The following is a 25,139-nucleotide window of genomic DNA, read 5'->3' on the forward strand; positions in this document are numbered from 1 at the left end:
GCCTGGAAGGGCAGATGGACGTCTAGGCAGGGACGGAGACGGAGCCGCGGGCGGAAGGGCGGATAGAGGTGCGAGCCCAGAGCCCAGCCGGAGGTGCGAGCGGGAGGGCAGATGGGGGTGCGGCTGGGAGGGCAGATGGAGGCGCAAGCCCAAAGCGCGGCTGGGAGGGCAGATGGAGGCGCAAGCCCAAAGCGCGGCTGGGGAGGGCAGATGGCCGTGCAGGCGGGGAGGCGAGACGGAGGTGCGGGCGGGAGGCAGCTAGAGGTGCGGGCGGGAGGCAGCTAGAGGTGCGGGCGGGAGGGCAGCCGGAGGTGCGAGCCCAGAGCCCAGCCGGAGTTGCGAGCGGAAGGGGAGACGGAGATACAGCCGGAGGTCAGCTGAAGATGCAGCCCGGAGAGCAGACCCAGACGCAAGCCCAGAAGATTGCCCACCAACCCGCGCAACCGGCCTGGAATTGCCGCCCAGCCCACCACCCAGCCGAGCCCGGGTGACCGATTCCCTCACCCGAACCGCAGCGCGGCAGCGAACAGCACCCAGTCTCAAGCCGCGAGGCGCTCCCTTACCGAGCCACCCACGCAGAACCCCGCAACCAAGCTCCTGGCGTCAACCAGGCCCCATGCAAGGCCGAGGGCCGGGTATGGCCGATCCAGGCGTAAAGCGCTCCTCAGCCAGCCAGGATCGGCCATACCCGGCCCTCGGCCGTCCCAGCGCAAGCAAGCCTCAAACAGCCTGACCGAGAGAAACCTTCGGCTTAGGAACCCGCATCCGCCGAAACGTAAGCCCCCGCATCACCCCGTAAAGCTGCAGCGACCCCATCCGCTGAGTGTGCTTGGGAAAGCGCTCGTTAACCAGCCGCTTGACCTTCCGCGAGATCAGAACGCTGTCCACGATCACCCCCAGCGCCAACAGCAGCCAGAGAATGTTGCTGGCCAGCTGCACCGCCGCCACCTGCACGGTGGACCCGATCAGCACGATCAGCGCCCCACCGAAGAACCACGTACCCACCGTCCGCCGCGCGTCGACGATGTCGCGGACCAGGCTGCGCTCCGGCCCCCGGTCGCGGGCCAGCAGGTAGCGCTCGTCGCCCGCCTTCATTCCCGCCGTGGCTTCCGCCCGCTCCTCGCGCTGCCGCTCGCGCATCTGCTTGAGCTGCTCTTTGCGGTTGGTCGGCGTCGGCTCCGCCACGCGGCGTCCCGTGCTGGTCCTTTTCGGGGTGGCCACTCCCAGTTCTTTTTTGCTGGGCGTGTAGCTCTTCGGGCGCGTCGTTTCAGGCGTCACCTCCTCCACAACCTCGGTCGTGGGGGCGTCGTCTTGCTTGCGGCGGAAAAGCGAGGGCACGCTCAGAGAGTAGCCAAGCGGCGCGGTGTGTTTCACACCGCGCCGCTGATAGTGATGAAACCGGAGCCTGTTACAGCCGTTCGACGTGCGCGCCCAGCGCCGCCAGCTTGCCTTCGAAGTCCTCGTAGCCCCGGTTGATCAGGTCCACCCCGTACACCCGGGAGGTTCCCTCGGCCGCCAGCGCCGCGATCAGGTGGGCGAAGCCCGCCCGCAGGTCGGGGATGACCAGGTCGGCCGCGTGGAGCTTGGACGGGCCGGCGATGACCGCCGAGTGCATGAAGTTGCGCCGGCCGAAGCGGCAGGGGGTGCCGCCGAGGCAGTCGCGGTAGACCTGGATGGTGGCGCCCATCTGGTTGAGCGCGTCGGTGTAGCCGAGCCGCTGCTCGTACACCGTCTCGTGCATGATCGAGATGCCGCGGGCCTGGGTCAGGGCCACCACCAGGGGCTGCTGCCAGTCGGTCATGAAGCCGGGGTGGACGTCCGTTTCGAGGGCCACCGCCTGGAGTTCGTGGCCGGGGTGCCAGAACTTGATGCCGCCTTCGACCGGGGTCACGCCGGGGCGGGCCACGCGGTCGTCGGTGATCTCGCATTCGCCGCCGATGGAGCGGAAGACGTTCAGGAACGTCATCATGTCGGCCTGGCGGGCGCCGAGGACTTCGATCTCGCCCTTGGTCGCCAGGGCGGCCGCGGCCCAGCTGGCCGCCTCGATCCGGTCGGGGATCGGCTTGTGCTTGTAGCCGTGCAGCTTGCGCACGCCCTGGATCTCGATGACCCGGTCGGTGTGCACCGTGATGATCGCGCCCATTTTCTGCAGGACGCAGATCAGGTCGATGATCTCGGGCTCGATGGCCGCGTTGCGGAGTTCGGTGACTCCTTCGGCCCGTACGGCGGTGAGCAGCACCTGCTCGGTCGCGCCCACGCTCGGGTACGGCAGTTCCAGCTTGGCCCCGTGCAGGCCGTTGGGCGCGCTCAGGTGCATGCCCTCGGGGGCCTTGTCGACGACCGCGCCGAATTCGCGCAGCGCCTGGATGTGGAAGTCGATGGGCCGGGGGCCGATGTGGCAGCCGCCGAGGTCGGGGATGAACGCGTGTCCGAGGCGGTGCAGCAGGGGGCCGCAGAGCAGGATCGGGATCCGGCTGGAGCCGGCGTGCACGTTGATCTCGTCGGTGCTGGCGCTTTCGACGTTCGTCGGGTCCATGACGATCTCGCCCTCGTCGGCGCCGTCGCTGACCTTGACCCCGTGCAGGGCGAGCAGCCCGCGGACGACTTCGACGTCGCGGATGGCGGGCACGTCGTACAGGTGGCTCGGTGACTCGCCCAGCAGGGCGGCGACCATCGCCTTGGAGACGAGGTTCTTGGCGCCACGGACCCGGATCTGACCCTGCAGCGGCGTACCGCCGTGCACGACCAGGACGTCGTCGGTCAACGTAACCTCCAGCTGGCGGGCGTTGGGGCGCCCGAAATGATCGAGGGGGCGGAAGCCGGATGGGGGTACCCGCTTCCGCAACCGGGGAAGCATAGCGCTGAGTGACAAATTAGGAAGTCATCACAACGCCCAGCGGACGTTAAATAGGACAGAGTTAAAAATCCCGGACGCGCTGCGGATCTTGTTCGCTACACAGCGTCACTACGGCAACGCGAGCATCTGGTCCAGCGCGACACGCGCGTTGTGCGCCGTCTCGTCGTCGACGGTGATCACGTTCGGCACCCGGCCGGCGACGAGTTCCTCCAGCGCCCACACGAGGTGCGGCAGGTCGATGCGGTTCATCGTCGAGCAGTAGCAGACCGTCCGGTCGAGGAACATGATCTGCTTGTCGGGGTGGGCGAGGGCGAGACGCCGTACGAGGTTGAGCTCGGTGCCGACCGCCCAGGCCGACCCGGCCGGCGCCGCGTCGAGGGCCTTGATGATGTACTCGGTCGAGCCGACGTAGTCCGCCGCCCGCACCACGTCGTGCCGGCACTCGGGGTGGACCAGCACGTTGACGCCGGGCACCCGCTCGCGGACCTCGCGCACGCTGTCGAGGGTGAAGCGCCCGTGCACCGAGCAGTGCCCCCGCCACAGGATCATGCGCGCGTTCCGCAGCTGCTCGTCGGTCAGCCCGCCGCCCGGCTTGTGCGGGTCGTAGAGGACGCAATCATCAAGATCGAAGCCCATTTCCAGTACGGCGGTGTTGCGCCCCAGGTGCTGATCCGGCAGGAAGAACACCTTGCTGCCCTGCTCGAACGACCAGTCCAGGGCGCGCTTGGCGTTCGAGGACGTGCAGACCACGCCCTTGTTGCGCCCGACGAAGCCCTTGATGTCGGCCGACGAGTTCATGTACGTGACCGGGACGATGTCGCCGGTGATGCCCAGGTCCTCGAAGCGCTCCCACGCGGTCTCGACCTGGCCCAGCACGGCCATGTCGGCCATCGAGCAGCCGGCCGCGAGGTCCGGCAAGATCACCCGCTGCTCTTTACGAGTGAGGATGTCGGCGCTCTCGGCCATGAAGTGCACGCCGCAGAAGACGATGAACTCGGCGTCGGGCCGGGCCGCGGCCTGCTGGGCGAGCTTGAACGAGTCGCCGGTGACATCGGCGAACTGGATGACCTCGTCGCGCTGGTAGTGGTGGCCGAGCACGAAGACGCGGTCGCCGAGGGCGGCCTTGGCCGCCGTGGCGCGGGCGACCAGGTCGGGGTCGCTGGGTGCGGGCAGGTCGCCCGGGCAGTCGACGCCCCGCTCGGAGGCGGGGTCGGTGCCGCGGCCGAGCAGCAGCAGTGCGGTGGCGGTGTTCGAGGGTTCGGTCCAGGTCGACGTCACGCTGGTCATCGTCGCACAGCGCGAGACGGTCATCTCTATTCCCTTCAGCACAGTCTTCAGGCCTGTTAGGGGTGGCGGGCGGGGTGGTTGGATGGGCCACACTCCTGGTGTGCGCGTATTGATCTGTCCTGACAAGTTCGCCGGCACACTGTCCGCTCCCGAGGTCGCCGAGGCGGTGATCGAGGGCTGGTCCGGCGACGACGAGCTGATCAGCCGGCCGATCGCCGACGGCGGGCCGGGCTTCGTCGAGGTTCTGGCCGGGTCGCTCGGCGGCCGCCGGATCCCGGTCGACACCGTCGACCCGCTGGGACGCCCGGTTCCGGGCGAGGTGCTTCTGGTGGGCTCCACGGCGTACGTGGAAAGCGCTCAGGCCTGTGGCCTGCACCTTCTGACCCGCGAGGAGCGGGACCCCAACACCACCAGCTCGTACGGGCTGGGACTGCTCCTGCTGGCGGCGGTCGAGGCCGGCGCGGCCGAGGTCGTGATCGGGCTCGGCGGGTCGGCCACCAACGACGCCGGGGCCGGGATGCTGGCCGCGCTCGGCGCCCCGCCGGTCGACGTGGCCGGGTACGCGCTTCCGTACGGCGGCGCCTATCTGAACGCGGCCGCCTCGCTCGGCGGGGTGCCCATGCTGCGCCAGGTGAGCCTGATCGCCGCCACCGACGTCGACAACCCGTTGACCGGCCTGCACGGGGCCAGCAAGATCTTCGGGCCGCAGAAGGGCGCCAGCGAGGAGGACGTGTATCGGCTCGACGCCGCGCTGGAGCAGTTCGCCGGCGTACTGGAACGGGCCTTTGATCTGACCGATCTCGAGGTGGCTCCCGGTGGCGGAGCGGCCGGTGGCATCGGGGCCGCGCTGATCGCCCTCGGCGGGCGGGTGGTGTCCGGAATCGGGCTGGTCTCGACCGCCATCGGCCTGGAGAAGGAGCTCGGCGCGGCCGACCTGGTGATCACCGGAGAGGGATCTTTCGACCATCAGTCGCTGCGCGGGAAGGTCGTGGCGGGCATCGCCGGGGGAGCCAGGGACCGTGGTCTGCCCTGCGTCGTGCTCTGCGGCCGGAACGAAACGGGCTTCCGGGAAGCCGCCGCAGCAGGCGTGACCGAGACGTATTCCCTGACCGAACATTTCGGCAGCGAGGAAACCGCCATGCGCGAGCCCGCCCGTGGCCTGCGAGAACTCTCCGCCCGCCTCGCTTCCCAGTGGAGCCGGTGAACTAAGCCACCCCAATTGGGAATCTCGGGGAATGGGGTTAGCGTTGGCAAGTACTGCACCTGACTGAGTTTTCCCGCAGCGGAAAACCCAGGCCAAATCGTTCCAGGACCCTGCAGGGAGATACGCAGTGACTGCTGAAGCGCACACCCCGTCGACCGAGGCGACCGCCGCCCCGACCGGCGTCATCCTGACCGACGTCGCCGCGGTGAAGGTCAAGGCCCTGATCGAGCAGGAAGGCCGCGACGACCTGCGCCTGCGTATCGCCGTGCAGCCCGGTGGCTGCTCCGGCCTGCGCTACCAGCTCTTCTTCGACGAGCGCTCGCTCGACGGCGACGTCGTCACCGACTTCGGTGGCGTCGAGGTGGTCGTCGACCGGATGTCCTCGCCGTACCTGGCCGGCGCGACCATCGACTTCGCGGACCGCATCGACGCCCAGGGCTTCACGATCGACAACCCGAACGCGCAGAACTCCTGCGCCTGTGGTGACTCGTTCCACTGATCGTTGGCGTAAACAGCAGGCCGTCCCGTTCACGGGGCGGCCTGCTGTGCGTTACCCAGCCGGTAGGCTGCGTACGTAAGCCCCCCTGTTCTTCCGACCCAAGGGCCCACCATGAAGATCGCCGTGACCGGCTCGATCGCCACCGACCACCTGATGCACTTCCCGGGACGGTTCGCCGACCAGCTCATCGCCGACCAGCTGCACAAGGTGTCGCTCAGCTTCCTCGTCGACGACCTGGTGGTCCGGCGCGGCGGCGTGGCCCCGAACATCGCGTACGGGATGGGCAAGCTCGGTCTGCACCCGATCCTGGTGGGCGCGGTCGGCGCCGACTTCGCCGACTACCGCTCGTGGCTCGAGCGGCACGGCGTCGACTGCGACTCGGTGCACGTCAGCGACGTCGCCCACACGGCCCGCTTCGTCTGCACCACCGACGAGGACCTCAACCAGATCGCCTCGTTCTACGCCGGCGCCATGGCCGAGGCCCGCAACATCGAGCTGGCCCCGGTCGACGCCCGGGCCGGCGGCCTCGACCTGGTGATCATCGCCGCCAACGACCCGGCGGCCATGGTGCGCCACTCCCAGGAGTGCCGCGCCCGGGGCTTCAAGTTCGCGGCCGACCCGTCGCAGCAGCTCGCCCGCATGGACGGCAGTGACGTGCTGACCCTGATCAGCGGCGCCGAGTACCTGCTGACCAACGAGTACGAGCGCTCGCTGCTGGAGACCAAGGCCGGCCTGACCTCGGAAGCGGTCCTCGACCAGGTCAAGATCCGGGTGACCACGCTCGGCAAGGACGGTGTCGAGATCACCGGCCGGGGCATCGAGCGGATCCACGTGCCGGTCGCCCGCGACGTCATCCCGGCCGACCCGACCGGCGTCGGCGACGGCTTCCGGGGCGGCTTCTTCGCCGCCATCTCGTGGGGCCTGGGCCTCGAGCGGGCGGCCCAGGTCGGCTCGCTGGTGGCCGCGCTGGTGCTCGAGTCGGACGGCGCCCAGGAGTACGACGTGCGCCCGGGCGACTTCGTCAAGCGCTTCGCCGACTCGTACGGCGAGGACGCCGCCGCCGAGATCAAGCCGTTCCTGCCGGCCGTCTAAAGGGAAAACCATGGTGTTGGCGGTCTTTGCCGGTCTGCCCGGCGTGGGGAAGAGCACGCTCGCCGCGAGGGTGGCCACCGAGCTGCCGGCGTGCGTGCTCGCCGTCGACACCGTCGACTTCACCCTGCAGCGGTACGAGGTGAGCGAGCCCCGTCCCGGCTACGCGGCCTACGGGGTGGTGGCCGCGCTGGCCGAGGTGCAGCTGGCCAACGGCCAGCACGTGATCATCGACGCGGTGAACCCGGTGAAGGCGGCCCGCCAGCTCTGGGTCGACCTGGCCGAGCGCCTGGCCGTGCCGCTGCGGGTGGTCGAGGTGGTCTGCGGCGACGACGCCGAGCATCGCCGCCGGGTGGAGAAGCGCTACGAAGCACGCGATCACGAGGGAATTCCCGATTGGGTACGGGTCCTCGAGCGCCAGAAAGAGTACGAGCCCTACCTCGGCCCGCGCCTGGTCGTCGACACCTTCTTCGCCAAGGACCCGGTCAGCCCGATCCTCGAATACCTCAGCTGAGACGTCTGACTTCGAAGGCGCCCGGCGAAGGGGAGCCCAGGTACTCCTGTTCCTTCATCCGGCACCAGGCCGGGATGTCGTTGGCCGCGGCCGGGTCGTCGGCCAGGACCCGTACGGTCTGGCCGATCTTGAGGTCTTTGATCCTCTGAGCGAGGTGGATCACCGGCAGGGGGCATTTCTCGCCCCGGCAGTCGAGCTCGATCACATTCCCGCCTCCTTCCGGATGCTTTCGACGATTCCCGGGAGTACGGCCAACAACCGCTCCACCTCGTCCTCGGTCGTGCCGCGATGCAGCGAGACCCGCACGTTGCCGTGGCTGAGCACGCCCATCGCCTCCAGCACGTGGCTCGGCCGCAGCGTCGACGCCGTGCACGACGAGCCGGACGAGACCGCGAACCCGGCCCGGTCCAGCGCGTGCAGCAGCGCCTCGCCGTCGACGTAGAGGCAGGAGAAGGTGACCAGGTGCGGCAGCCGGTTCACCGGGTCGCCCACCACCTCGACGTCGGGCACTGTCGCCGCCACCCGCTCGCGGATCCGGTCGATGAGCGCCGACAGCCGCACGGCCTCGGTCTGCGCCTCGGACAGCACGGCCCGCAGGCTCGCCGCCGCGGCCACCACCGCCGGCAGGTCGAGGGCGCCCGACACGCCCGGGCGATAAAGATCATCTTGCGGGAACGGCGAGATCCAGCGCACACCCTTGCGTACGATGAGGACGCCGACCCCGGGCGGGCCGCCCCACTTGTGCGCGCTCGCGCTCAGCAGGGACCACCCCGGCGCCACCGGCGCGCGCCCGATCGACTGGGCGGCGTCCACGAACAACGGCACGCCGGCCTCGTCGCAGTACCCGGCGGCCGCCGCCACCGGCTGCTCCGTGCCCACCTCGTGACTCGCGCTGATCAGCGCGGCCACCGCCACGCCCGGTGTGGACACCGCGCTGTCCCACGCGTCGAGGTCGAGCCGGCCCAGACGGTCCACTCCCACCTCGACGGCCTTTCCGCGGCGGGCCGCGTGCAGCACGGCCGAGTGCTCGATCGCGGAATGGACCAATGTGTCACCCTGCCGGGCCCGTCCCGCCAGGGCGCCCAGCACCGCCGCCTGCGCGGCCGCGGTGCCCGAGGGCCAGAGCGAGAGCTCGTCCGGCCGTACCCCCAACGCCTCGGCGAACGCACCCGTCGCCGCCTCGGAAAGCTGTTGTGCCCGCCGGCCCGCGGCATAGAGCCGGGCCGGGTCGGCCCAGCCGTCGTCGAGCGCCGCCAGCAGGGCTTCCCGGGCCACCGGATGCAGGGGAGAGGCGGTCGCGACGTCCATGTATGCCGCCGGACCACCGGGAACGCCCATGTATTCCACTCGGGAACGGTATCGTCCGGTTGTTGAGGGGTAACCGTGCACCGTCGAAGATCCGACCCCCCGGCCCGGACGTTAGGGCCAGGTCGAGTAATCTGCGACCGACGGTGACGCCTTGCCGCTCGGTGTCCGGTTTCGGGCGGGGCGGCGCTGCTAAGGGAGGCAAAAGCAGGTGGGCGCAAAGAGTTCGGCCGCACGGCCGCGATCGGCAGTCCGGTTCGCCGGGCTCGGCCTCGGTGGGGCGACCCTGCTGTTGCTGCTCTCGGGCTGTTCGGTGAACGGCATCGGCGACGCGTTCAGCCACTTCGGATGGCCGAGCAACGGCATCAGCCTGCAGGCACACCGGATGTACGACCTGTGGATCGCCTCGGTGATCGCGGCTCTCGTCGTCGGCATCTTCGTGTGGGGCCTGATCTTCTGGTGCATCATCCGGTACCGCAAGCGCGGCGACGAGCTGCCCGTGCAGACCCGGTTCAACATGCCGATGGAGGTTCTGTACACGGTCACCCCGGTGCTGATCGTGGCGGTGCTCTTCTACTACACGGCCATCGTGCAGACCGACGTGGACAAGCTGTCGAAGAACCCTGACCAGGTGGTCGAGGTCGTCGCGTTCAAGTGGAACTGGCAGTTCAACTACCGCGACGGGCTCGGCGAGGACGCCAAGACGGTGGCCTCGACGGTCGGCTCCTCCGAGGTCATTCCGCTGCTGGTGCTGCCGACCGGTGAGAAGATCCGGTTCGAGGAGACCAGCAAGGACGTCATCCACTCGTTCTGGGTGCCCGAGATGCTGTTCAAGCGCGACGTCTTCCCGGGCAACGTGCGCAACCAGTTCGAGGTGACCCTCGACCGTGAGGGCCGCTACGTCGGGCGCTGCGCCGAGCTCTGCGGCACGTACCACGCCTTCATGCAGTTCGAGCTGGTAGTGGTCTCGCCCGACAAGTTCGACCAGTACCTCGCCGCCCGCAAGAACGGCGCCACCACCCAGGAGGGCATGGCGGCCATCGGCTTCACCGGCGACAAGGCGTACGCGACGACCACCAAGCCGTTCGACACGCGCCGGCAGGACCACAGCTGGAACCAGACCAACTCCGTCGCCTCCGGCGCCGGCGCCGTAACCGCGGGGAAGTGAGCGGCTCGTGAAGACCGAATACAAGATCTTCGTCGGGGTCGCGGCCTTCCTCTTCGGCGCGGCGATCGTCTACGGCTTCTACTCGCAGAGCTACGAGGGCCACGTCGAGTGGATCGGCACGGTCGCGCTGATCCTCTCCGGACTCCTCTGCTCGATGTGCGGCGGCTTCTTCTGGTTCGTCTCGCGGCGCATCGACCTGCGCCCGGAGGACCGGGAGGACGGCGAGATCGCCGAGGGCGCCGGCGAGATCGGCTTCTTCAGCCCGGGCAGCTACTGGCCGTTCGGCATCGCGCTGTCGGCCACGATCGCCGGCATCGGCCTGGCGTTCTGGATGTGGTGGCTGGTGGTGGTCGGCCTGATCCTCGTGATCATCGCGTCGAGCGCCATGATCTTCGAGTACTACACCGGAACCCGGCACCCCGCCGAGCACTGAACTGGCTGGCTTCGCTTCGCTCCGCGGGCGAACGCCTTGTAACCGGTGAGATGGCAGGCGGTTTTCCGCCGTCCGCAAACCCCGCGGACGTCGAAAAACCACCTGCCATCTCACCGGCGGCGTTCGCGGGCAAAAGAGGGGCCCCGGGTCTTGGGAGACCGCGGGGCCTTTCTTCATGCCGCCTGGCGTTGCCTTGGAGCTATCTTGCGGGGCCTGGTGGCGCCGTACCAGTGGACGACGATCGGTGCGACGACCTCGGCCGCGCCGCAGCGCGTGCAGACCATCTCGGGGCAGTCGTCGTGGCCGTCCGAGCAGGGCGGCACCTCGAACATCATGTCGCCGTCACAGATGACGCAGCGCATCTCGCGTTCCGACACGGGTGGGCTCCTCTCTTCGCCGTCTCTTCGCCGGAAGGTGGATTTACCCGAATTCGATGCCGACGCTGCCACGGAAATAGGGCATTGTGGCGGATTAGCGACGGCGTGTTACCTGTGAATCCTTTTACTCGGCGGCCTTGGCCGCCTGCGCGGCGGCCACCCAGCGCTCCAGGAGGGCCGTGGCGGCCCCGGAGTCGATCGTCTCCTGGGCTCGCGCTATTCCGGCCCGCAGCGTGTCCCTGAGGTCGCCGGGGAAGCCTCCCTGAGCGGCCAGGGCGGCCGCCACGTTGACCACCACGGCGTCGCGGACCGGGCCGGGCTCGCCGGCGAAGGTGCGGTGGGCCACGTCGGCGTTGTACGCCGAGTCGCCACCGCGCAGCGCGGCCGGCTCCGAGCGGGGAAGTCCGAGTTCGACGGCGTCGATCACCAGTTCCTCGACCTTGCCGCCGTTTGCCGTCCACACCCGGGTCGGCGCCGCCGTGGTGAACTCGTCGAGGCCGTCCTCGCCGCGCATCACGATCACCGAGTCGCCGCGCCGGGCGAAGACCTCGGCCATCACCGGCGCCATCCGGATGTCGAAGCAGCCCACGGCGCCGGCGGTCGGGCGGGCGGGGTTGGTCAGCGGGCCGAGCACGTTGAAGAACGTGGGCACGCCCAGCTCACGCCGCGGCACCGACGCGTGGCGCATGCCGGGGTGGTAGCGGGCGGCGAAGCAGAAGCCGATGCCGGCCTCGGACACCGTGCGGCCCACGCCGGCCGGGCCCAGGTCGAGCGGGATGCCGAAACGCTCGAGCAGGTCGGCCGTGCCGGTCGTGGACGACGCGGAGCGGTTGCCGTGCTTGACCACCGTCACACCCGAGGCGGCCGTGATGATCGCCGCCATGGTGGAGATGTTCACCGTGTTGGCCCGGTCGCCGCCGGTGCCGACGACGTCGACCGCCGAGGTGCGGACGTCCTCGGGCAGCGGCACCAGGGTGGCGTTGTCCAGCATGGCCTCGACCAGGCCGGCCAGCTCACCCGGCGTCTCACCCTTGGCGCGCAGGGCGATCGCGAAACCGGCGATCTGGGCCGGCGTGACGTTGCCGCCCATGATCTCGCCCATCGCCCAGGCCGTGTCGGCGGTCGCCAGCTCCTCGCCGCGGAGCAGGGCCATGGTGAGGTTGGGCCAGGTGCGTGCGCCCATGTCTCAGGCGAGCTTGCCGAGCGTGCCCAGCGGGATCGCGCCGTCACGGCGGGCCCGGAGCATCGCGGCCACGGTCTGACCGGTGGTCACCGGGTCGAGCGGGGCGACCAGGGTCTGGTCGACCTGCGAGTACGCCGCGAGCCAGCGGTCGGCCGCGCGGGCGATGACGACGCAGACCGGCGGGGGCGTCGCGTACTCGTCCTTGGTCTGCCGGGCGATGCCCAGGCCGCCGGCGGGCGCGGCCTCGCCGTCGAGCACCATCAGGTCGATCTCGTACTTGTCGAGCAGGTTGCGGCAGTCTTCCCAGGTGGCGGCGTCCGCGAACTCGACCTTGAGGTCGGCCGCCGGACGCTCGCCGATGGCGAGCCGGATCCGGTCGCGCACCGCGGGATCGTCGCTGTAAAGCAAAACCGTGTACTCGTCGCTCATGATCGGCAGCCTTCAGTCCGGTAACGGGTGGCGGGCGGGGTGGTCGGACGGCCCGGTTCACGTCGTAGGTGCCGACAGATCGTAACGGACCCGGTTACTCGATGGCGGACCCCGGTAGCCCCGCGTTCCCCGTATTTGTGATCTTGGCGGCAGCTTTCAGCTCCTCCGCCTCCTGGCGGTCGAGGGCCCGGTCGATCCGGCGGGCCTCGCGCTCGGACTGGCGGATCCACTGCATCACCAGGATGCCCAGCATCGTGACGCTGACGATCTCGCCGCCGGCCCAGAGGATGCCGCCCGCCGTGACCTGGTCGGATTTCGGGTCGGCCCAGCTCAGGCCCAGGCTCGGGTAGTAGTCGCCGGCCAGCAGCGTGCTGGCCTGCATGATCGTCAGCCCGAGCACGGTGTGGAACGGCACCGACAGCACCATCAGCAGCGCGCGGCCCGGGTAGGGCCAGCGGTTGGGCAGCGGGTCGAGGCCCAGCAGCGGCCAGAAGAACAGGCAGCCGGTGACGATGAAGTGGATGTGGATGAACTCGTGCAGCCAGGGGTGCAGCAGCGTCTGCCGGTACAGGTCGGTGAAGTAGAGGATGAACGGGTTGGCCACGAAGATGCCGAACGCGACCAGCGGGAACGTCAGGACCCGGGCGACCCGGCTGTGCAGCACGGCCAGCAGCGTCTTACGGGGACTCGCGGGCAGCACGCGCAGCGCGAGCGTCACCGGCGCGCCCAGGGCCAGGAAGATCGGCCCGACCATGGACAGCGTCATGTGCTGGATCATGTGCACCGAGAGCAGCGCCGTGTCGTACTTCTCGATGCCGGTCACCGTGACGAACGCGATGGAACCCAGTCCACCAGCGACGAAGGCCACCGTGCGGCCCGTGGGCCAGTGGTCGCCGCGCAGGCGTAACCGGTAGACGCCGTATCCGTACAGCGCCGCCGCCACCACGAGGAACAGCGCGACCAGGCTCCCGATGTGGATCTCGGTGAAGATCGCGGCCGGCGTGAACGGCGGAAGAACAGTATCCCCGCTGGACGCGGCGAGTGTGGGCGTTTCGGCTAGGTGCACCATTCGAGGCTAGGCCCATCCGGTCGCGGCCACTTCTCCCGGGCTGGAATCTCATGACGGATTCGACCCCCCGCATCACCTTGGACTGATCGCGGGGCAATAATGAGCCTCGTGACAGCGGCCTCAGCCATCGACAAGAGCAGGATCCACTCGCTGACGCGACCGAACATGGTGAGCGTCGGCACGATCGTGTGGCTCTCCAGCGAACTCATGTTCTTCGCGGCGTTGTTCGCCATGTACTTCTCGATCCGGGCGGCAGCGCCGGAGATGTGGGAAGAACACACGGAAGCGCTCAAGATTCCGTACGCGACGACGTTCACGGTGATCCTGGTTCTCTCCTCGGTCACCTGCCAGCTCGGCGTGTTCGCGGCGGAGAAGGGCGATGTGTTCGCGCTCCGTCGCTGGTTCACCATCACCTTCGTGATGGGCCTGATCTTCGTGCTCGGGCAGGCGAACGAGTACCGCAACCTCGTCCACGAGGGCATCAAGCTCAACGGCGACGGCTACGGCTCGATGTTCTATCTGACCACCGGGTTCCACGGCCTGCACGTGACCGGCGGTCTGATCGCGTTCATCGTCTACATGATCCGTACGACCATGGGTAGGTTCACCCCGGCGCAGGCCACCTCGGCGATCGTCGTGTCGTACTACTGGCACTTCGTGGACATCGTGTGGATCGCGCTGTTCGCCATGATCTATTGGCTTCAGTAGCCCGCATCCGTCCATGAGCTTCAGGTCAAAACCCAGAGGGACTCAGCCCATGACTTCAGACACCCCCGCCAAGCGGCGTCTCAGGGTGTTCTCCCGGGGGCGCAAGGCGCCGAGCCGGGCGCGCCGGCGGTTCGGCGCGGCGGTGCGTATGCTCGCCGCCCTCGCGCTCGCCGGCGGCATCTACACCGCTTTCGCCCCGGGAGCCTTCGCCGAGGACAACCGGCAACTGTCGGCCGCCGCGCTCGAGGGCAAGCAGCTGTTCGACAACAGCTGCATCAGCTGCCACGGCAAGGACGCGCAGGGTGTCGACGACCGTGGCCCGAGCCTGATCGGCGTCGGCGCCGCCTCGGTCGAGTTCCAGGTGGGTACCGGCCGTATGCCGATGACCCGGCAGGAAGCCCAGGCGGAGCAGAAGAAGCCGCAGTTCGACGAGACGCAGACCAAGCAGCTCGCGCAGTACATCCAGGAGCTGGGTGGAGGCCCCCAGATCCCCCAGGGTGAGCTGACCGAGAGCCTCAAGTCCAACCCCGAGGCGCTGGCCCGCGGTGGCGAGCTCTTCCGGGTCAACTGCACCTCGTGCCACGGCTTCGGCGGTGGCGGTGGCGCCCTGTCGTCCGGCAAGTACGCCCCGAGCCTGCACGACGCCACGCCCGAGCAGATCTACGCGGCCATGCTGACCGGCCCGCAGAACATGCCGGTGTTCGGCGACAACCAGCTCACGCCGGACGAGAAGCGCGAGATCATCACCTACATCACGATGCAGCTGCAGGACGACCGTGACCCGGGTGGCCTGTTCAACCTCGGCCGTTACGGCCCGTCGACGGAGGGCATGGCCGTCTTCCTGGTCGGCATCACCCTCCTGGTCTTCACGTCGCTGTGGATTGCGGGGAAGTCATGACGACTGTGCACCACGACACCGAGCCGGCCCAGCCGGTCGATGTCCACGACCCGAAACTGACGCGTTTCGACATCGTCAAAGAGGGCCTGCGGCGCGACGAGATCGAGATCGTCACGTACGAGTCGCAGTTCCAGGGCCGCGACTCCAAGGCCGAGAAGCGGGTCGTCCGCAACATCGCGCTGCTGTTCATCGTGTCCGGCCTGGCCGCGCTCGTCTTCCTGGTCGCCTACATCTGGTGGCCGTGGCGGTTCGAGCTCGGCGAGACCATGAGCGACTTCTACACGCCGATCCTCGGCATCAGCCTCGGCATCTCGCTGTTCGCCCTCGGCTTCGCGATCCTGGCCTGGGCCAAGAAGCTGCTGCCGCACGAGGTCTCGATCCAGAAGCGGCACGACGGCGCGTCGCCCAGCGACGAGCAGCTGATCACCGGGCAGACCGCGCTCTTCGTGGGTGACGAGCTGGCCGGCGGCGTGCAGCGCCGGCCGCTGCTCAAGGGTGCGATCGGCCTCGCCGCCGCGCCGCTGGGCATCGTGGCCGCGGCCCCGCTGCTCGGTGGCCTCATCGAGAACCCGCACAAGGGTTCCCCGCCGCCGCTGTTCTCGACCGGCTTCAACCCGGTGCACAACAACGGCCAGCCGGTCCGGCTGGCCCGCGAGGACGGCACCCCGATCCGGCCCGAGGACATCAGCACCGGTGGCCAGGCGACGGTCTTCCCCGGCATCCCCGGCGGAGCGACGAACGAGTACGCCGACTCGCCGACCCTGCTGATCCACCTGCGGGCCGACGACGCCGAGGAGACCCGGCGCAACGCCGAGGCCGACCGGCGCAACGCCGGCTCGATGTACGGCGACTACGTCGCGTACTCGAAGATCTGCACGCACGCCGGTTGCCCGGCGAGCCTGTACGAGCAGCAGACCAACCGCCTGCTCTGCCCGTGCCACCAGTCGCAGTTCCTCATCACCCGCAACGCCCAGCCCGTCTTCGGCCCGGCCAGCCGCCGTCTGCCGATGTTGCCGCTGGACGTGGACGACGAGGGCTACTTCGTGGCAAAGTCCGACTTCAAGGACACTGTCGGACCTGACTTCTGGGAGCGGCCGTGAAGCGGCGCAAAGTAGACCTCGCGCAGGCCCCCGTGGCCGTCGCGCGAGGCACCGACGAGCGGTTCCAGGCGGCGACCCCGCTACGGGCCCTGCTCAACAAGGTCTTCCCTGACCACTGGTCGTTCCTGCTGGGCGAGATCGCGCTCTTCTCGTTCATCGTCCTGCTGCTGACCGGCGTCTTCCTGACCCTCTTCTTCGACCCGTCGATGAAGGAGGTCGCGTACGACGGCCCGTACTCGGCTCTGCGCGGCACCGAGATGTCGGCCGCCTACGAGTCGTCGCTGCGGCTGTCGTTCGAGGTTCGCGGTGGTCTGTTCATGCGGCAGATGCACCACTGGGCGGCGCTGCTGTTCATGGCGTCGATCGTCGTGCACATGGCGCGTATCTTCTTCACCGGTGCATACCGGAAGCCGCGCGAGATCAACTGGGTGATCGGCATCATCCTGTTCCTCCTCGGCTTCTTCGCCGGCTTCACCGGCTACTCGCTGCCGGACGACGGCCTGTCGGGCACCGGTCTCCGCATCGCGTCGGCGATCATGCTGTCCTTCCCGATCATCGGCACCTGGCTCTCGGCCGCCGTCTTCGGCGGCGAGTTCCCGGGCCACCTGATCATCGGCCGGTTCTACATCGCCCACGTGCTGCTCATCCCGGGCGGTCTGCTGGCGCTGATCAGCATCCACCTGGCCCTGGTGTTCAAGCAGAAGCACACCCAGTGGCCGGGCCCGATGCGGACCAACACCAACGTGGTCGGCGAGCGCATGTTCCCGCGGTACGCGCTCAAGCAGGGCGGCTTCTTCATGGCCTGCTTCGGCACGATCGCGCTGCTCGCCGGTCTCTTCCAGATCAACCCGATCTGGCTGTTCGGCCCGTACCGGGCGTCCGAGGTCTCCTCGGCCTCGCAGCCCGACTGGTACGTCATGTTCATGGACGGCCTGGTCCGTCTCATGCCGAACTGGCAGATCTACATCGGCGACTACAGCATCCCGCCGCTGTTCTGGCCGGCCGGCGTCGGCCTCGGCGTGATCTTCACGCTGCCGATGCTCTGGCCGTGGCTGGAGGCCCGCAAGTCCGGTGACAAGCGGATCCACAACCTGCTCGAGCGTCCCCGCGACAACCCGGAGCGGGTCGGCATCGGCGTCATGGCGTTCACGTTCTTCCTGGTCGCCACGATCTCCGGCGCCAACGACGTGATCGCCGACAAGTTCCACATCAGCCTCAACGCGATGACCTGGGCCGGACGTCTCGGCCTGATCATCGGGCCGCCGCTGATGTACTGGCTGGCCGTCCGCATCTGCCTCGGCCTGCAGCAGCACGACCGCGAGGTGCTGGCGCACGGCGTGGAGACGGGCATCATCCGCCGCCTGCCGAACGGCCAGTTCGTCGAGGTCCACCAGCCGCTCGGCCCGGTGGACGACCACGGACACCCGGAGCCGCTGGAGTACGGGGGCTGGGTCGTCCCGAAGAAGATGAACCGGGTCGGCGCCCTCGCGCCGGCGATCAAGGGCTTCTTCTTCCCGGTCGAGAAGCCGTCCGAGGCTCCGGTCTCGCCCGGTATGCCGCCGGTCTCCGGCAAGGACCGCGAGGAGATCGGCTCCGGTCGCTGACCCGGCACGCTGTCACGTAAAACGAGGAAGGGGCCCGCTTCGGCGGGCCCCTTCCCGTATCTAAGATTGATCGGTCCACTACCTCAGAGGCGAGGAGCCCGCTGGTGAACACCGCGATCGTGCACATCGACTGCGCCACCGACTCGATTCCCGAGGTCGCCGAGGCGCTCGCGGCTCTGGACGGCGTCAGCGAGGTCTACTCGGTGGCCGGCAACGTCGACCTGATCGCCATCGTCCGGGTGGCCCGCTTCGACGACATCGCCGAGGTCATCGCCGGCAAGATCTCCAAGACCCCGGGCGTGGTGAACACGGAGTCGCACATCGCGTTCCGCGCCTACTCCAAGCACGACCTCGAGGACGCCTTCGCCATCGGCCTCCCCGACGCCGACTGACCCGCTCGCACGCCTCCGCTCGGCGCCTTCTACGCGGTGGGGACCCTTACCGTCACCGGGCCGGGCGCGCGGATGACGTCGACGAGCTTCTCGTCGGCCGTGACTTCGGCCCCGGGCCACACCACGCAGCGGGTGATCTCGCCGTGGACGGTGGCCCCGGCGCCCACCACGGCGTCGGTGACGGTTCCGGTGATCGTCGCTGAGGGGTCGATGAGGGCGCGGGCCTTCGCGGCGTGCAGATTGGCCGTGAGGTAGTCGCCGGGCGTCCCGGTGTCGATGTAGGAACCCTCGTAGTCGATCAGCTCGAGCGCGCCTTCGGCCTCGGCCGGGCGCCAGACCGTACGAACGAGGTTGCTCATCTCGGTCGAGAGGTCCCGCACGTAGCGCCACGGCAGCAGCGAGAAACCGGCGAACCGGCGGCCGCTGAACCCGCCGGTCGCGCCCGGCGGATTGGTCTTGGTCAGCATTCGCACGGTCTCGCCCGACCAGCCGTCGAGCAGCGCTGCGATGTCCTTACCCGGCTCACGACCGGGATCCGAGAGGTACGCGTCGGCGTTGCCGACCAGCGCGCCCCGCCCGTCGATCCAGCCCTTGAGCCGCCCCACCCCACCCGAGGTGCCGACCGGCCCGTCCGGCTCGACCGACAGGTGAGCCCGGTCACCGACGTGCGCGACGACCTGCTCACCGAGGTAGGCCGCGTTGACGGCGGCGTTCCCGGGCCCGGCCAGTCCGAGCGCGGCCAGCCGCCCCAGCGCGCGATCGAGCAGCGCGACATTCCCGACCGGGCACAGCGCCTTGGGCAGAATCTCCGTCAACGGCCGCAGCCGCTGCCCCTCACCCGCGGCCAGCACAACACCGCAGACCTTGGTCACTTGTCCCCAGCCTCGTGGTCCCCATCCTGGCGAGCGGCGGCGTCGTCGCTTTCCTGGGTGACGGCGGCCTCGGCTTTGGCCTTCTTGGCGGCCAGGGCGGCGGTCTTCTTGCCGCCGATGCCGTAGCGGGCGAGCAGGTGGCCCGTGTTGACGGTCACGCGGGGGAGGTCGTCGACCGGGAACCAGGCCGCCTCGAGGATTTCGCCGCCGTCGACGGCCAGCTTCGTCGTGGACGCGGGAACCGAGCCGAAGAAGACCGTGTCGACCACGCCGACCGGGTGGATGATCGCGTTCGGGTTGCCGGGGGTCAGGTCGGCCGGGGCGAGCCGGACGCCGGTCTCCTCGAACAGTTCGCGGGCCGCGCCCACCTCGGGCCGCTCGTTCTTCTTGAGCAGGCCGGCCGGGAGGCTCCAGCCCCGGTTCGGCGGCTGGCGCAGCAGCAGGATCCGGTCGGGGGCGCTCGACTCGGCGTCGCGGATCACGGCGACCGCGCCGACCAGATACCGCGGGGCGACCAGCCCGGCGATGCGGCGGCGGGCGGCGCTCGGCAACCGGTAGAAAGCCTGATACGCGTACGCCCGTACGACCCGAGGGAAACTCACACGCGCAAGGCTACTGTGGCTTTAATCCGGATGGTCGACGAGGGCGATGAGCTGTTCGACGACCGCGTCCGGCTCGAGGTTGCGCTCGCAGACCGCGACCAGCATGGTCTCGAGGTCGGGGTAGCCCAGTTCCTCGGCCAGGCGGCGCAGCGGCACCTCGCTGGCCAGGCCCCGGTCGTGTTTGCGCAGGGTCAGGCCGATCGTCGCGCGGCCCAGCCGGACCTTGTCGGCGATGCTGATGCCGGGCTCGTTCTTCTCGTCGAAGTAGCGGTTGATCTGCAACTGGGCCTGGCTGGACTTGACGAAGCCGAGCCATTCCTTGCGGGGGCCGCGGGGAGCGTTGGGTTCGACCTCGACGTGGCCGTCGGTCTCGGAGAAGATCTCGACCACGTCGCCGTCCCGGAGCTGGGAGCTCAACGGGGCCAGCCGGCCGTTGATGGTCGCGGCCAGGCACTGGTCGCCCTTTTGCGGGCCGAGCTCGTAGGCCAGGTCGACCGGGGTGGAGCCGCCGGGCAGCTCGAACGCGTGCCCGTGGGCGAAGACGGTGATCTGGGCCTCGGCCAGGTCGCATCGCAGCGAGGCGAGGAACTGGGCGGCGTCGGTGGTGTCCTGCTGCCAGTCGAGGACCCGTTTGAGCCAGGTCAGCTGGTCGGCCCCGGAGGCCTCGGCGTCCTGCGCGTACTTCGGATAGCGGTAGGTGGTGGCCACCCCGTACTCCGAATAGTCATGCATCGTCTCGGTGCGGATCAGCACCTCGACCAGTCGGCCGTCCGGGCCGGTGACCGTCGTGTGCAGCGAGCGGTACAGGTTGTTCTTCGGTGACGCGATGAAGTCCTTGAACCGGCCGGCCACCGGTCGCCACTGGCCGTGGATGGCGCCGAGCGCGGCGTAACAGTCCGTTTCGGGGCCGTCGACCACCACCGCGATGCGGGGCAGGTCGAACGGGACCTTGTGGCCGCCGGCGACCGTGTCCTTCCAGATCGAGTAGTAGTGCCTCGGCCGGGGCGTGACCTCGGCCGAGACTCGGGAGCGGCGCAACGCCGTCTGCGCCTTGGCTTTCACCTCGGACAGGTAGTCGTCCCAGCCCGGGCGGTTGCGCACGTGCTCGTCGATCCGCGCGTACGAGTCGGGTTCCAAGTGGTAGAGCACCACGTCGTCTAGGTCGCGCTTGAGGGCCTGGATGCCGAGGCGGTCACAGAGCGGTACCAGCACGTCGAGGGTGGCCGTCGCGATGCGGGCCCGGCTGGCCGGGGAGCGCGCGTCGAGGGTGCGCATGTTGTGCAGCCGGTCGGCCAGCTTGATCACCAGGACGCGGACGTCCTTGCCGGCCGCCACGATCATCTTGCGGATCGTCTCGGCCTCGGCCGCCTTGCCGTAGAACGCCTTGTCGAACTTGGTCACGCCGTCGACGAGATGGGCCACCTCGGGGCCGAAGTCGCCGTGCAGCGCCTCGAGCGTGTAGCTCGTGTCCTCGACCGTGTCGTGCAGCAGCGCGGCGACCAGCGTGGTCGTGTCCATGCCGAGGTCGGCGCAGATCTGCGCGACGGCGAGCGGATGCGTGATGTACGGATCGCCGGACTTGCGCATCTGACCGCGGTGCATGTTCTCCGCGATCGCGTAGCTGCGGCGCAGCACGCCGGCGTCGGCCGACGGGTGGATCGCACGGTGGGTGCGCGTGAGGACGGTCACCGGGTCGTCGTCGTTGCCCTGAAAGCTCAGGAAGGACCGCAGGCGACGACCGATCGTCAACTCGGAGGCAGGCTTCGGGAGGGCACGTCCAAGGGCGGCGCCGTGGCCGGCGTCGACGTCCACCTGGACACCCCCTCACCGCAGTGGCTCGCGCGGCCGCGAACCAGTGAAGCCAAATCGTCATGAAGCCCGGCGAACCAGACTCGAGATTTCACTTGCCTTACAGCCTAAGCGAGCGAGCGTCATCCGAACGGTCAGTTACGGATGAGCGAACGGACGAGTCTTTGCCCGAAGCTGCCGCTTCTGCCCGGTTGAGCAGGTCAGTGAAGCGCGCGGCGCCACGAACCGGTGACACCCAGTCGCCGGAAGTTTCCACCAACCGGGTGTCGGGCCGCTCGAGCCACGCCAGGATCCGCTCGGTCTCCTCGGCCGACGCGGCCGGCACCGGACCCGGTCCGGGTAGGACCGTCTCGGCGGTCATCCGGGCCGCGTCGAGGGTCGGGCGAGGATGTTCGTACGGCGGGGAGGTCGCGGCCGCGGCGAGCCGGCCGTGCCGCACGACGACGATCTCCCAGCCGCCGACGTCGTTGCGCCGGGCCGCGACCATTTCGGCGATCCGGGTCACCCCGGCCAGTCGTTGCATGCGGACGGTCGCTCTCAGTAACGCGATCAGCCGCGATCGGAGGGTGGCCGCCTCCTCGTACCGCCGTCGCTCGGAGAGCGATTCCATCCGGTCGACCAGGGCCCGGATCACCGGCTCGGGATCACCGTGGGTAGCCGTGCGAAAGGGCAGGGCGGCGCTCGCCGCGTACTCCTCAGGGGTGATCTTGTGTTCGCACGGCGCGGGGCATTTGCCCAGTTCGGCCAGGGCGCAGGCGGCGATCGGTGTCCGCAGGGAGAGCTTGTGGGTGCACTGGCGCAGCGGCACGGCGTCGTAGACCCCGGCCGCGGCCAGCTCGGCCGTCCGCCGCGACGAGAACGGGCCCAGGTAGGCCGCGTTGTCGTCGGCCAGCGAGCGCACCACCGACAGGCGCGGGTAGGGCTCATCGGTCAACTTGAGCCAGACCACTCGATCGGGATATTTGGACCTGCGGTTGTACGGCGGTGCGTGCGCCGCGATCAACCGCAGTTCCCTGACCTCGGCTTCCAGCGAGTGGGCGCACTCCACCGCCTCGATCCGGGTGGCCGCGCCGATCATCTCGGACATCCGGGCCCGCTTCTCACTGGCGGTGAAGTAACTGCGTACCCGGGTCGCGATGTCCTTCGACGTGCCCACATAGAGCGGCCGGTCGTCGGCCGCCCGGAACACGTAGACCCCCGGCACGTGCGGCAGGCCGTCGGCCAGGTGGCGCTGGCGGCGCTGGGTGGGGGTGACCGCGCGGGCGAAGTCGATGGCGTCGCCGAGCGTGTGCACCCGGAAGCTGCCCATCCGCTCGATCAGGCCGTGCAGCACGTCGACCGTGGCCCGGGCGTCGTCGAGGGCGCGGTGACTGGGCTGGACCGCCGAGCGGAAGAACTGGGCCAGCGTGCCGAGCTTGCGGTTGGGCACCTCGTCGCGGGTCAGCGCCCGCCGGGCGATCGCGGCGGTGTCGAGCACCCGGGGGTTGGGCCAGGGGTAGCCGTGGCGGGCACAGGCGGCTTTCAGGAACCCCACGTCGTACGGCGCGTTGTGCGCCACCAGGACGGCGCCGCGCAGGAACTCGAGCAGGCTGGGCAGCACCGACTCGATCGGCGGGGCCGGCGCCAGCATGGCCTCGGTGATGCCGGTCAGCACGGTGATGAACGGCGGCAGTTTCTCACCCGGGTTGACCAGGGTCTGGAACTCGCCGAGCTCGGCGCCGCCGCGCACCTTGACCGCGCCGATCTCGGTGATGCCGGCGCCGTCGGCCGCGCCCCCGGTCGTTTCCAGGTCGAGCACGACGAAGGTCGTGTCGGCCAGTGAGAGCGCCGCCGGCTCGACCGAGCCGTCGGCGCTGAGGAGCGTGTCCAGAGTGCCCTGGACGTAAGCCGGTTGTGCCACGCCGGGGACTTTAAAGAGGGGGTACGACATGTTCCGTCCCGGCCCTTATAAAAGATCACTTGCTTCGACAAGCTTTTCCGCAGCCAGCGGTGTGAGAATGGGTAGATGTCCGCGCCACTTGCCCCTGATGACCGCTCCGACACGGAGGCGGTCGTTCAGGATGCGGACTTCGCGCCCGAACCCACCCTGCCCGAGCCGGTGCGTCAGCGGATCATGACGCTGGCCGCGGCCGCGCTGCCGGCGCTGCCGGCCGACGAGATCCCCGTGCCGATGCGCAAGGTCGCCCGTTTCGCCCCCAACCGCCGGGCCCGGCTCGGTGGCCGGGAGATCGCCGCCCAGCTCGCGGCCGACCCGCTGTTCCGCCAGCGGATCAGCACCCGGGTGGTGGCCGACACCGGTGACCTGGGCGCCGCCGTCGCGAGCGGCATGGCGCCGGCCGCCGCCGACCCGGTCGAGGTGGCCGCCCTGGCCTACCTGGCCCGCCCCGAGGGCTGGCGTGAGCTGATCGATCAGGCCGGTCACGCGGTGACCGCCGAGGCCGACAGCGCCGCCGTCGCCACCCAGCTGCGCGAGGCCGAGCAGCGGGCCGTCCGGGCCGAGCACGACCGCACGGTGGCCAAGGTCGAGGCCGACAAGCTCCGCGACGAGCTGGCCCGGGTCCGCGAGGAGATGGGGCAGCTGCGCGAGGAGGCCCGGTCGACGGCCAAGGCCCTGCGCGAGGCTCAGGCCGCCACCAAGCGGGCCACCGACCTGCTGGCCACCGAGAAAGGCCGCATCGCCCGCACGGCGGCCGACCACGACGCCGAGGTGCGCCGGCTCAAGACCCGCCTGGCCGAGGCCGAGGCGGCCGCGGCCACCGGCAAACAGAGCGCCAAGGACGCCCGGGCGGTCGACGACGCGCGGCTGTGGCTGCTGCTCGAGACGATCGGGCAGGCCGCCTCCGGTCTGCGCCGCGAGCTGGCGCTCAACCCGGCCGACAAGCTGCCGGCCGACTTCGTGGCCGACACCGCGGCCGAGCTGCCCGGTTCGCCCGAGCGCTCGCGGGCCCGCGCCCAGGACACCGACGACCCGGGCCGGCTCGACCAGCTGCTCGCCCTGCCCCGGGCCCACCTGATCGTCGACGGCTACAACGTGACCAAGCGCGGCTTCGCCGAGATGTCGCTCGAGCAGCAGCGCAAACGCCTGATCACCGGCCTCGGCGGCATCGCGGCCCAGACCGGCGACGAGGTGACCGTCGTGTTCGACGGCGCCGAGCGGGTGCACGGGCTGCCGCCGTCCCCGCGCGGGGTCCGGGTGCTGTTCTCGCGCAAGGGCGACACCGCCGACGAGCTGATCCGCCAGCTGGTGCGGGCCGAGCCGTCGGGGCGGCCGCTAGTGGTCATCTCGTCCGACCGTGAGGTGGCCGACGGCGTGCGCCGCCACGGGGCGTACCCGATGGGCGCGGACTCTCTGCTACGGCGGCTTTCGCGGTCCTGACCTGCGCTTTCCGGTTTTTGTCATACCCCCCTCGTACCGTGATGGTCACTGATGGTGGTCGTCCTTCCCCCGGCCGCCACAGGGGAGGAGGAGTGATGATCATCGACTGCGGTCGCTGCGACCGGGCCCCCGGCGAGTGCTCCGGCTGTCTGGTCTCCGCGCTGGCCAACACCCCCGACGGCATCGAGGACCTGACACCGGGCGAGCTCCGGGCGATCGAGGTGTTCGAGCTGGCCGGCTTCGAGGTCGAGCTGATCGAGACGCCGGACCCACCGGTGGTCGTGCCGCTCTACCCGCGAGGCCGTCACGTGGCGTGATCGTTCGTCTCTCTAAGATGGGCTTTTCTTTCGTCAGGGAGGTCACG

General features: G+C 69.5%; 26 protein-coding genes. 13 read left to right on the forward strand and 13 right to left on the reverse strand.

The genetic code is table 11. The annotated features are described in order from the left end of the window. Positions 1-720 precede the first annotated feature (720 nt). The 3 genes from AB0C26_RS26235 to nadA all read right to left on the reverse strand — a co-directional run bounded on the left by AB0C26_RS26235 (position 721) and on the right by nadA (position 4,144). A complete protein-coding gene (locus tag AB0C26_RS26235) occupies positions 721-1,338 on the reverse strand; it encodes a DUF3043 domain-containing protein (protein ID WP_360252671.1) in 618 nt (205 codons plus the stop codon). A gap of 70 nt (positions 1,339-1,408) precedes the next feature. Then, entirely contained in the window at positions 1,409-2,764 is a 1,356-nt protein-coding gene (gene murA / locus AB0C26_RS26240; RefSeq protein ID WP_360252674.1) for a UDP-N-acetylglucosamine 1-carboxyvinyltransferase, read from the reverse strand. Positions 2,765-2,965: 201 nt separating this feature from the next. Next, on the reverse strand, positions 2,966-4,144 hold the full coding sequence (gene nadA, locus AB0C26_RS26245; RefSeq protein ID WP_360253152.1) for a quinolinate synthase NadA: 1,179 nt from the start codon (positions 4,142-4,144) through the stop codon (positions 2,966-2,968). An 82-nt stretch (positions 4,145-4,226) separates the two neighbouring features. On the opposite strand from nadA, the gene AB0C26_RS26250 reads away from it, so the two are divergent. The 4 genes from AB0C26_RS26250 to AB0C26_RS26265 all read left to right on the forward strand — a co-directional run bounded on the left by AB0C26_RS26250 (position 4,227) and on the right by AB0C26_RS26265 (position 7,450). Then, positions 4,227-5,348, forward strand: a complete 1,122-nt coding sequence (locus AB0C26_RS26250) for a glycerate kinase (protein WP_360252677.1) — start codon at positions 4,227-4,229, stop codon at positions 5,346-5,348. Positions 5,349-5,475: 127 nt separating this feature from the next. Further along, on the forward strand, positions 5,476-5,847 hold the full coding sequence (gene erpA / locus AB0C26_RS26255; RefSeq protein ID WP_360252680.1) for an iron-sulfur cluster insertion protein ErpA: 372 nt from the start codon (positions 5,476-5,478) through the stop codon (positions 5,845-5,847). Positions 5,848-5,958: 111 nt separating this feature from the next. Next, positions 5,959-6,939, forward strand: a complete 981-nt coding sequence (locus tag AB0C26_RS26260) for a carbohydrate kinase family protein (RefSeq protein ID WP_360252683.1) — start codon at positions 5,959-5,961, stop codon at positions 6,937-6,939. A 10-nt stretch (positions 6,940-6,949) separates the two neighbouring features. Then, on the forward strand, positions 6,950-7,450 hold the full coding sequence (locus AB0C26_RS26265) for an ATP-binding protein (RefSeq protein WP_360252686.1): 501 nt from the start codon (positions 6,950-6,952) through the stop codon (positions 7,448-7,450). Here AB0C26_RS26265 and AB0C26_RS26270 read toward each other — a convergent pair. Beyond that, positions 7,443-7,655 (reverse strand): sulfurtransferase TusA family protein, encoded by a 213-nt coding sequence (locus tag AB0C26_RS26270; RefSeq protein WP_360252689.1) that lies wholly within the window; start codon positions 7,653-7,655, stop codon positions 7,443-7,445. The two genes, AB0C26_RS26265 and AB0C26_RS26270, sit on opposite strands and share 8 nt — an antisense overlap. Then, a complete protein-coding gene (locus tag AB0C26_RS26275; RefSeq protein WP_360253154.1) occupies positions 7,652-8,788 on the reverse strand; it encodes an aminotransferase class V-fold PLP-dependent enzyme in 1,137 nt (378 codons plus the stop codon). The genes AB0C26_RS26270 and AB0C26_RS26275 overlap by 4 nt, the downstream gene beginning before the upstream one ends. A 178-nt stretch (positions 8,789-8,966) precedes the next feature. On the opposite strand from AB0C26_RS26275, the gene coxB reads away from it, so the two are divergent. After that, a complete protein-coding gene (gene coxB / locus AB0C26_RS26280) occupies positions 8,967-9,923 on the forward strand; it encodes a cytochrome c oxidase subunit II (protein ID WP_360252692.1) in 957 nt (318 codons plus the stop codon). A gap of 7 nt (positions 9,924-9,930) precedes the next feature. Then, positions 9,931-10,356 carry a cytochrome c oxidase subunit 4 gene (locus AB0C26_RS26285; protein WP_360252695.1) on the forward strand — a complete coding sequence of 142 codons (426 nt, stop codon included), beginning with the start codon at positions 9,931-9,933 and terminating at the stop codon, positions 10,354-10,356. A gap of 173 nt (positions 10,357-10,529) precedes the next feature. Here the strand turns inward: AB0C26_RS26285 and AB0C26_RS26290 are convergent, their stop codons facing one another. From AB0C26_RS26290 to AB0C26_RS26305, 4 genes are all read right to left on the reverse strand, one after another. Continuing rightward, the gene (locus AB0C26_RS26290) at positions 10,530-10,733 is read right to left on the reverse strand and encodes a hypothetical protein (RefSeq protein ID WP_360252698.1); all 204 of its coding nucleotides are present in this window, start codon (positions 10,731-10,733) and stop codon (positions 10,530-10,532) included. 124 nt (positions 10,734-10,857) lie between these two features. Next, on the reverse strand, positions 10,858-11,916 hold the full coding sequence (gene trpD, locus AB0C26_RS26295; protein ID WP_360252701.1) for an anthranilate phosphoribosyltransferase: 1,059 nt from the start codon (positions 11,914-11,916) through the stop codon (positions 10,858-10,860). A gap of 3 nt (positions 11,917-11,919) precedes the next feature. After that, positions 11,920-12,345: a hypothetical protein gene (locus AB0C26_RS26300; RefSeq protein ID WP_097319984.1), complete on the reverse strand. Its 426-nt coding sequence runs from the start codon at positions 12,343-12,345 to the stop codon at positions 11,920-11,922. Positions 12,346-12,439: 94 nt separating this feature from the next. Continuing rightward, complete coding sequence (locus AB0C26_RS26305; RefSeq protein ID WP_360252703.1) at positions 12,440-13,414, reverse strand: cytochrome c oxidase assembly protein; 975 nt, start codon at positions 13,412-13,414, stop codon at positions 12,440-12,442. A 108-nt stretch (positions 13,415-13,522) separates the two neighbouring features. Here AB0C26_RS26305 and AB0C26_RS26310 point away from each other — a divergent pair, with 108 nt between their 5' ends. The 5 genes from AB0C26_RS26310 to AB0C26_RS26330 all read left to right on the forward strand — a co-directional run bounded on the left by AB0C26_RS26310 (position 13,523) and on the right by AB0C26_RS26330 (position 18,116). After that, complete coding sequence (locus AB0C26_RS26310) at positions 13,523-14,122, forward strand: heme-copper oxidase subunit III (RefSeq protein ID WP_360252705.1); 600 nt, start codon at positions 13,523-13,525, stop codon at positions 14,120-14,122. Between the two features lie 49 nt (positions 14,123-14,171). Beyond that, on the forward strand, positions 14,172-15,020 hold the full coding sequence (locus AB0C26_RS26315; protein ID WP_360252707.1) for a cytochrome c: 849 nt from the start codon (positions 14,172-14,174) through the stop codon (positions 15,018-15,020). After that, positions 15,017-16,120: a Rieske 2Fe-2S domain-containing protein gene (locus AB0C26_RS26320; protein WP_360252709.1), complete on the forward strand. Its 1,104-nt coding sequence runs from the start codon at positions 15,017-15,019 to the stop codon at positions 16,118-16,120. The genes AB0C26_RS26315 and AB0C26_RS26320 overlap by 4 nt, the downstream gene beginning before the upstream one ends. Continuing rightward, a complete protein-coding gene (locus AB0C26_RS26325) occupies positions 16,117-17,724 on the forward strand; it encodes a ubiquinol-cytochrome c reductase cytochrome b subunit (protein ID WP_360252712.1) in 1,608 nt (535 codons plus the stop codon). The genes AB0C26_RS26320 and AB0C26_RS26325 overlap by 4 nt, the downstream gene beginning before the upstream one ends. 104 nt (positions 17,725-17,828) lie before the next feature. Continuing rightward, positions 17,829-18,116, forward strand: coding sequence for an Lrp/AsnC ligand binding domain-containing protein (locus AB0C26_RS26330; protein ID WP_360252714.1), 288 nt, complete (start codon positions 17,829-17,831; stop codon positions 18,114-18,116). 29 nt (positions 18,117-18,145) lie between these two features. Here AB0C26_RS26330 and AB0C26_RS26335 read toward each other — a convergent pair whose 3' ends face one another. The 4 genes from AB0C26_RS26335 to AB0C26_RS26350 all read right to left on the reverse strand — a co-directional run bounded on the left by AB0C26_RS26335 (position 18,146) and on the right by AB0C26_RS26350 (position 23,299). Further along, entirely contained in the window at positions 18,146-18,988 is an 843-nt protein-coding gene (locus AB0C26_RS26335) for a sugar phosphate nucleotidyltransferase (protein WP_360252716.1), read from the reverse strand. Next, positions 18,985-19,590, reverse strand: a complete 606-nt coding sequence (locus tag AB0C26_RS26340; RefSeq protein WP_360252718.1) for an NUDIX hydrolase — start codon at positions 19,588-19,590, stop codon at positions 18,985-18,987. Before AB0C26_RS26340 ends, AB0C26_RS26335 begins: the two co-directional genes overlap by 4 nt. A 21-nt stretch (positions 19,591-19,611) precedes the next feature. After that, on the reverse strand, positions 19,612-21,402 hold the full coding sequence (locus AB0C26_RS26345; RefSeq protein ID WP_360252721.1) for an HD domain-containing protein: 1,791 nt from the start codon (positions 21,400-21,402) through the stop codon (positions 19,612-19,614). Positions 21,403-21,499: 97 nt separating this feature from the next. Continuing rightward, a complete protein-coding gene (locus AB0C26_RS26350) occupies positions 21,500-23,299 on the reverse strand; it encodes a DEDD exonuclease domain-containing protein (RefSeq protein WP_360252724.1) in 1,800 nt (599 codons plus the stop codon). Positions 23,300-23,512: 213 nt separating this feature from the next. Between AB0C26_RS26350 and AB0C26_RS26355 the strand changes: the two genes are divergently transcribed. Beyond that, a complete protein-coding gene (locus AB0C26_RS26355; protein WP_360253156.1) occupies positions 23,513-24,775 on the forward strand; it encodes an NYN domain-containing protein in 1,263 nt (420 codons plus the stop codon). Between the two features lie 95 nt (positions 24,776-24,870). Next, the gene (locus AB0C26_RS26360; RefSeq protein ID WP_360252727.1) at positions 24,871-25,092 is read left to right on the forward strand and encodes a hypothetical protein; all 222 of its coding nucleotides are present in this window, start codon (positions 24,871-24,873) and stop codon (positions 25,090-25,092) included. Positions 25,093-25,139 lie beyond the last annotated feature (47 nt).

The organism is Actinoplanes sp. NPDC048796 (assembly GCF_040650035.1).
Taxonomy (GTDB): domain Bacteria; phylum Actinomycetota; class Actinomycetes; order Mycobacteriales; family Micromonosporaceae; genus Actinoplanes.

What these genes read in the sequence shown, in the direction of transcription:
- AB0C26_RS26300 (WP_097319984.1), bottom strand. Translation starts at nt 12,345, where the DNA reads ATGAGCGACGAGTACACGGTTTTGCTTTACAGCGACGATCCCGCGGTG.
- AB0C26_RS26260 (WP_360252683.1), top strand. Translation starts at nt 5,959, where the DNA reads ATGAAGATCGCCGTGACCGGCTCGATCGCCACCGACCACCTGATGCAC.
- nadA (WP_360253152.1), bottom strand. Translation starts at nt 4,144, where the DNA reads ATGACCAGCGTGACGTCGACCTGGACCGAACCCTCGAACACCGCCACC.
- AB0C26_RS26305 (WP_360252703.1), bottom strand. Translation starts at nt 13,414, where the DNA reads ATGGTGCACCTAGCCGAAACGCCCACACTCGCCGCGTCCAGCGGGGAT.
- AB0C26_RS26320 (WP_360252709.1), top strand. Translation starts at nt 15,017, where the DNA reads ATGACGACTGTGCACCACGACACCGAGCCGGCCCAGCCGGTCGATGTC.
- AB0C26_RS26360 (WP_360252727.1), top strand. Translation starts at nt 24,871, where the DNA reads ATGATCATCGACTGCGGTCGCTGCGACCGGGCCCCCGGCGAGTGCTCC.
- trpD (WP_360252701.1), bottom strand. Translation starts at nt 11,916, where the DNA reads ATGGGCGCACGCACCTGGCCCAACCTCACCATGGCCCTGCTCCGCGGC.
- AB0C26_RS26355 (WP_360253156.1), top strand. Translation starts at nt 23,513, where the DNA reads ATGACGCTGGCCGCGGCCGCGCTGCCGGCGCTGCCGGCCGACGAGATC.
- AB0C26_RS26265 (WP_360252686.1), top strand. Translation starts at nt 6,950, where the DNA reads ATGGTGTTGGCGGTCTTTGCCGGTCTGCCCGGCGTGGGGAAGAGCACG.
- AB0C26_RS26275 (WP_360253154.1), bottom strand. Translation starts at nt 8,788, where the DNA reads ATGGGCGTTCCCGGTGGTCCGGCGGCATACATGGACGTCGCGACCGCC.
- AB0C26_RS26250 (WP_360252677.1), top strand. Translation starts at nt 4,227, where the DNA reads ATGGGCCACACTCCTGGTGTGCGCGTATTGATCTGTCCTGACAAGTTC.
- AB0C26_RS26315 (WP_360252707.1), top strand. Translation starts at nt 14,172, where the DNA reads ATGACTTCAGACACCCCCGCCAAGCGGCGTCTCAGGGTGTTCTCCCGG.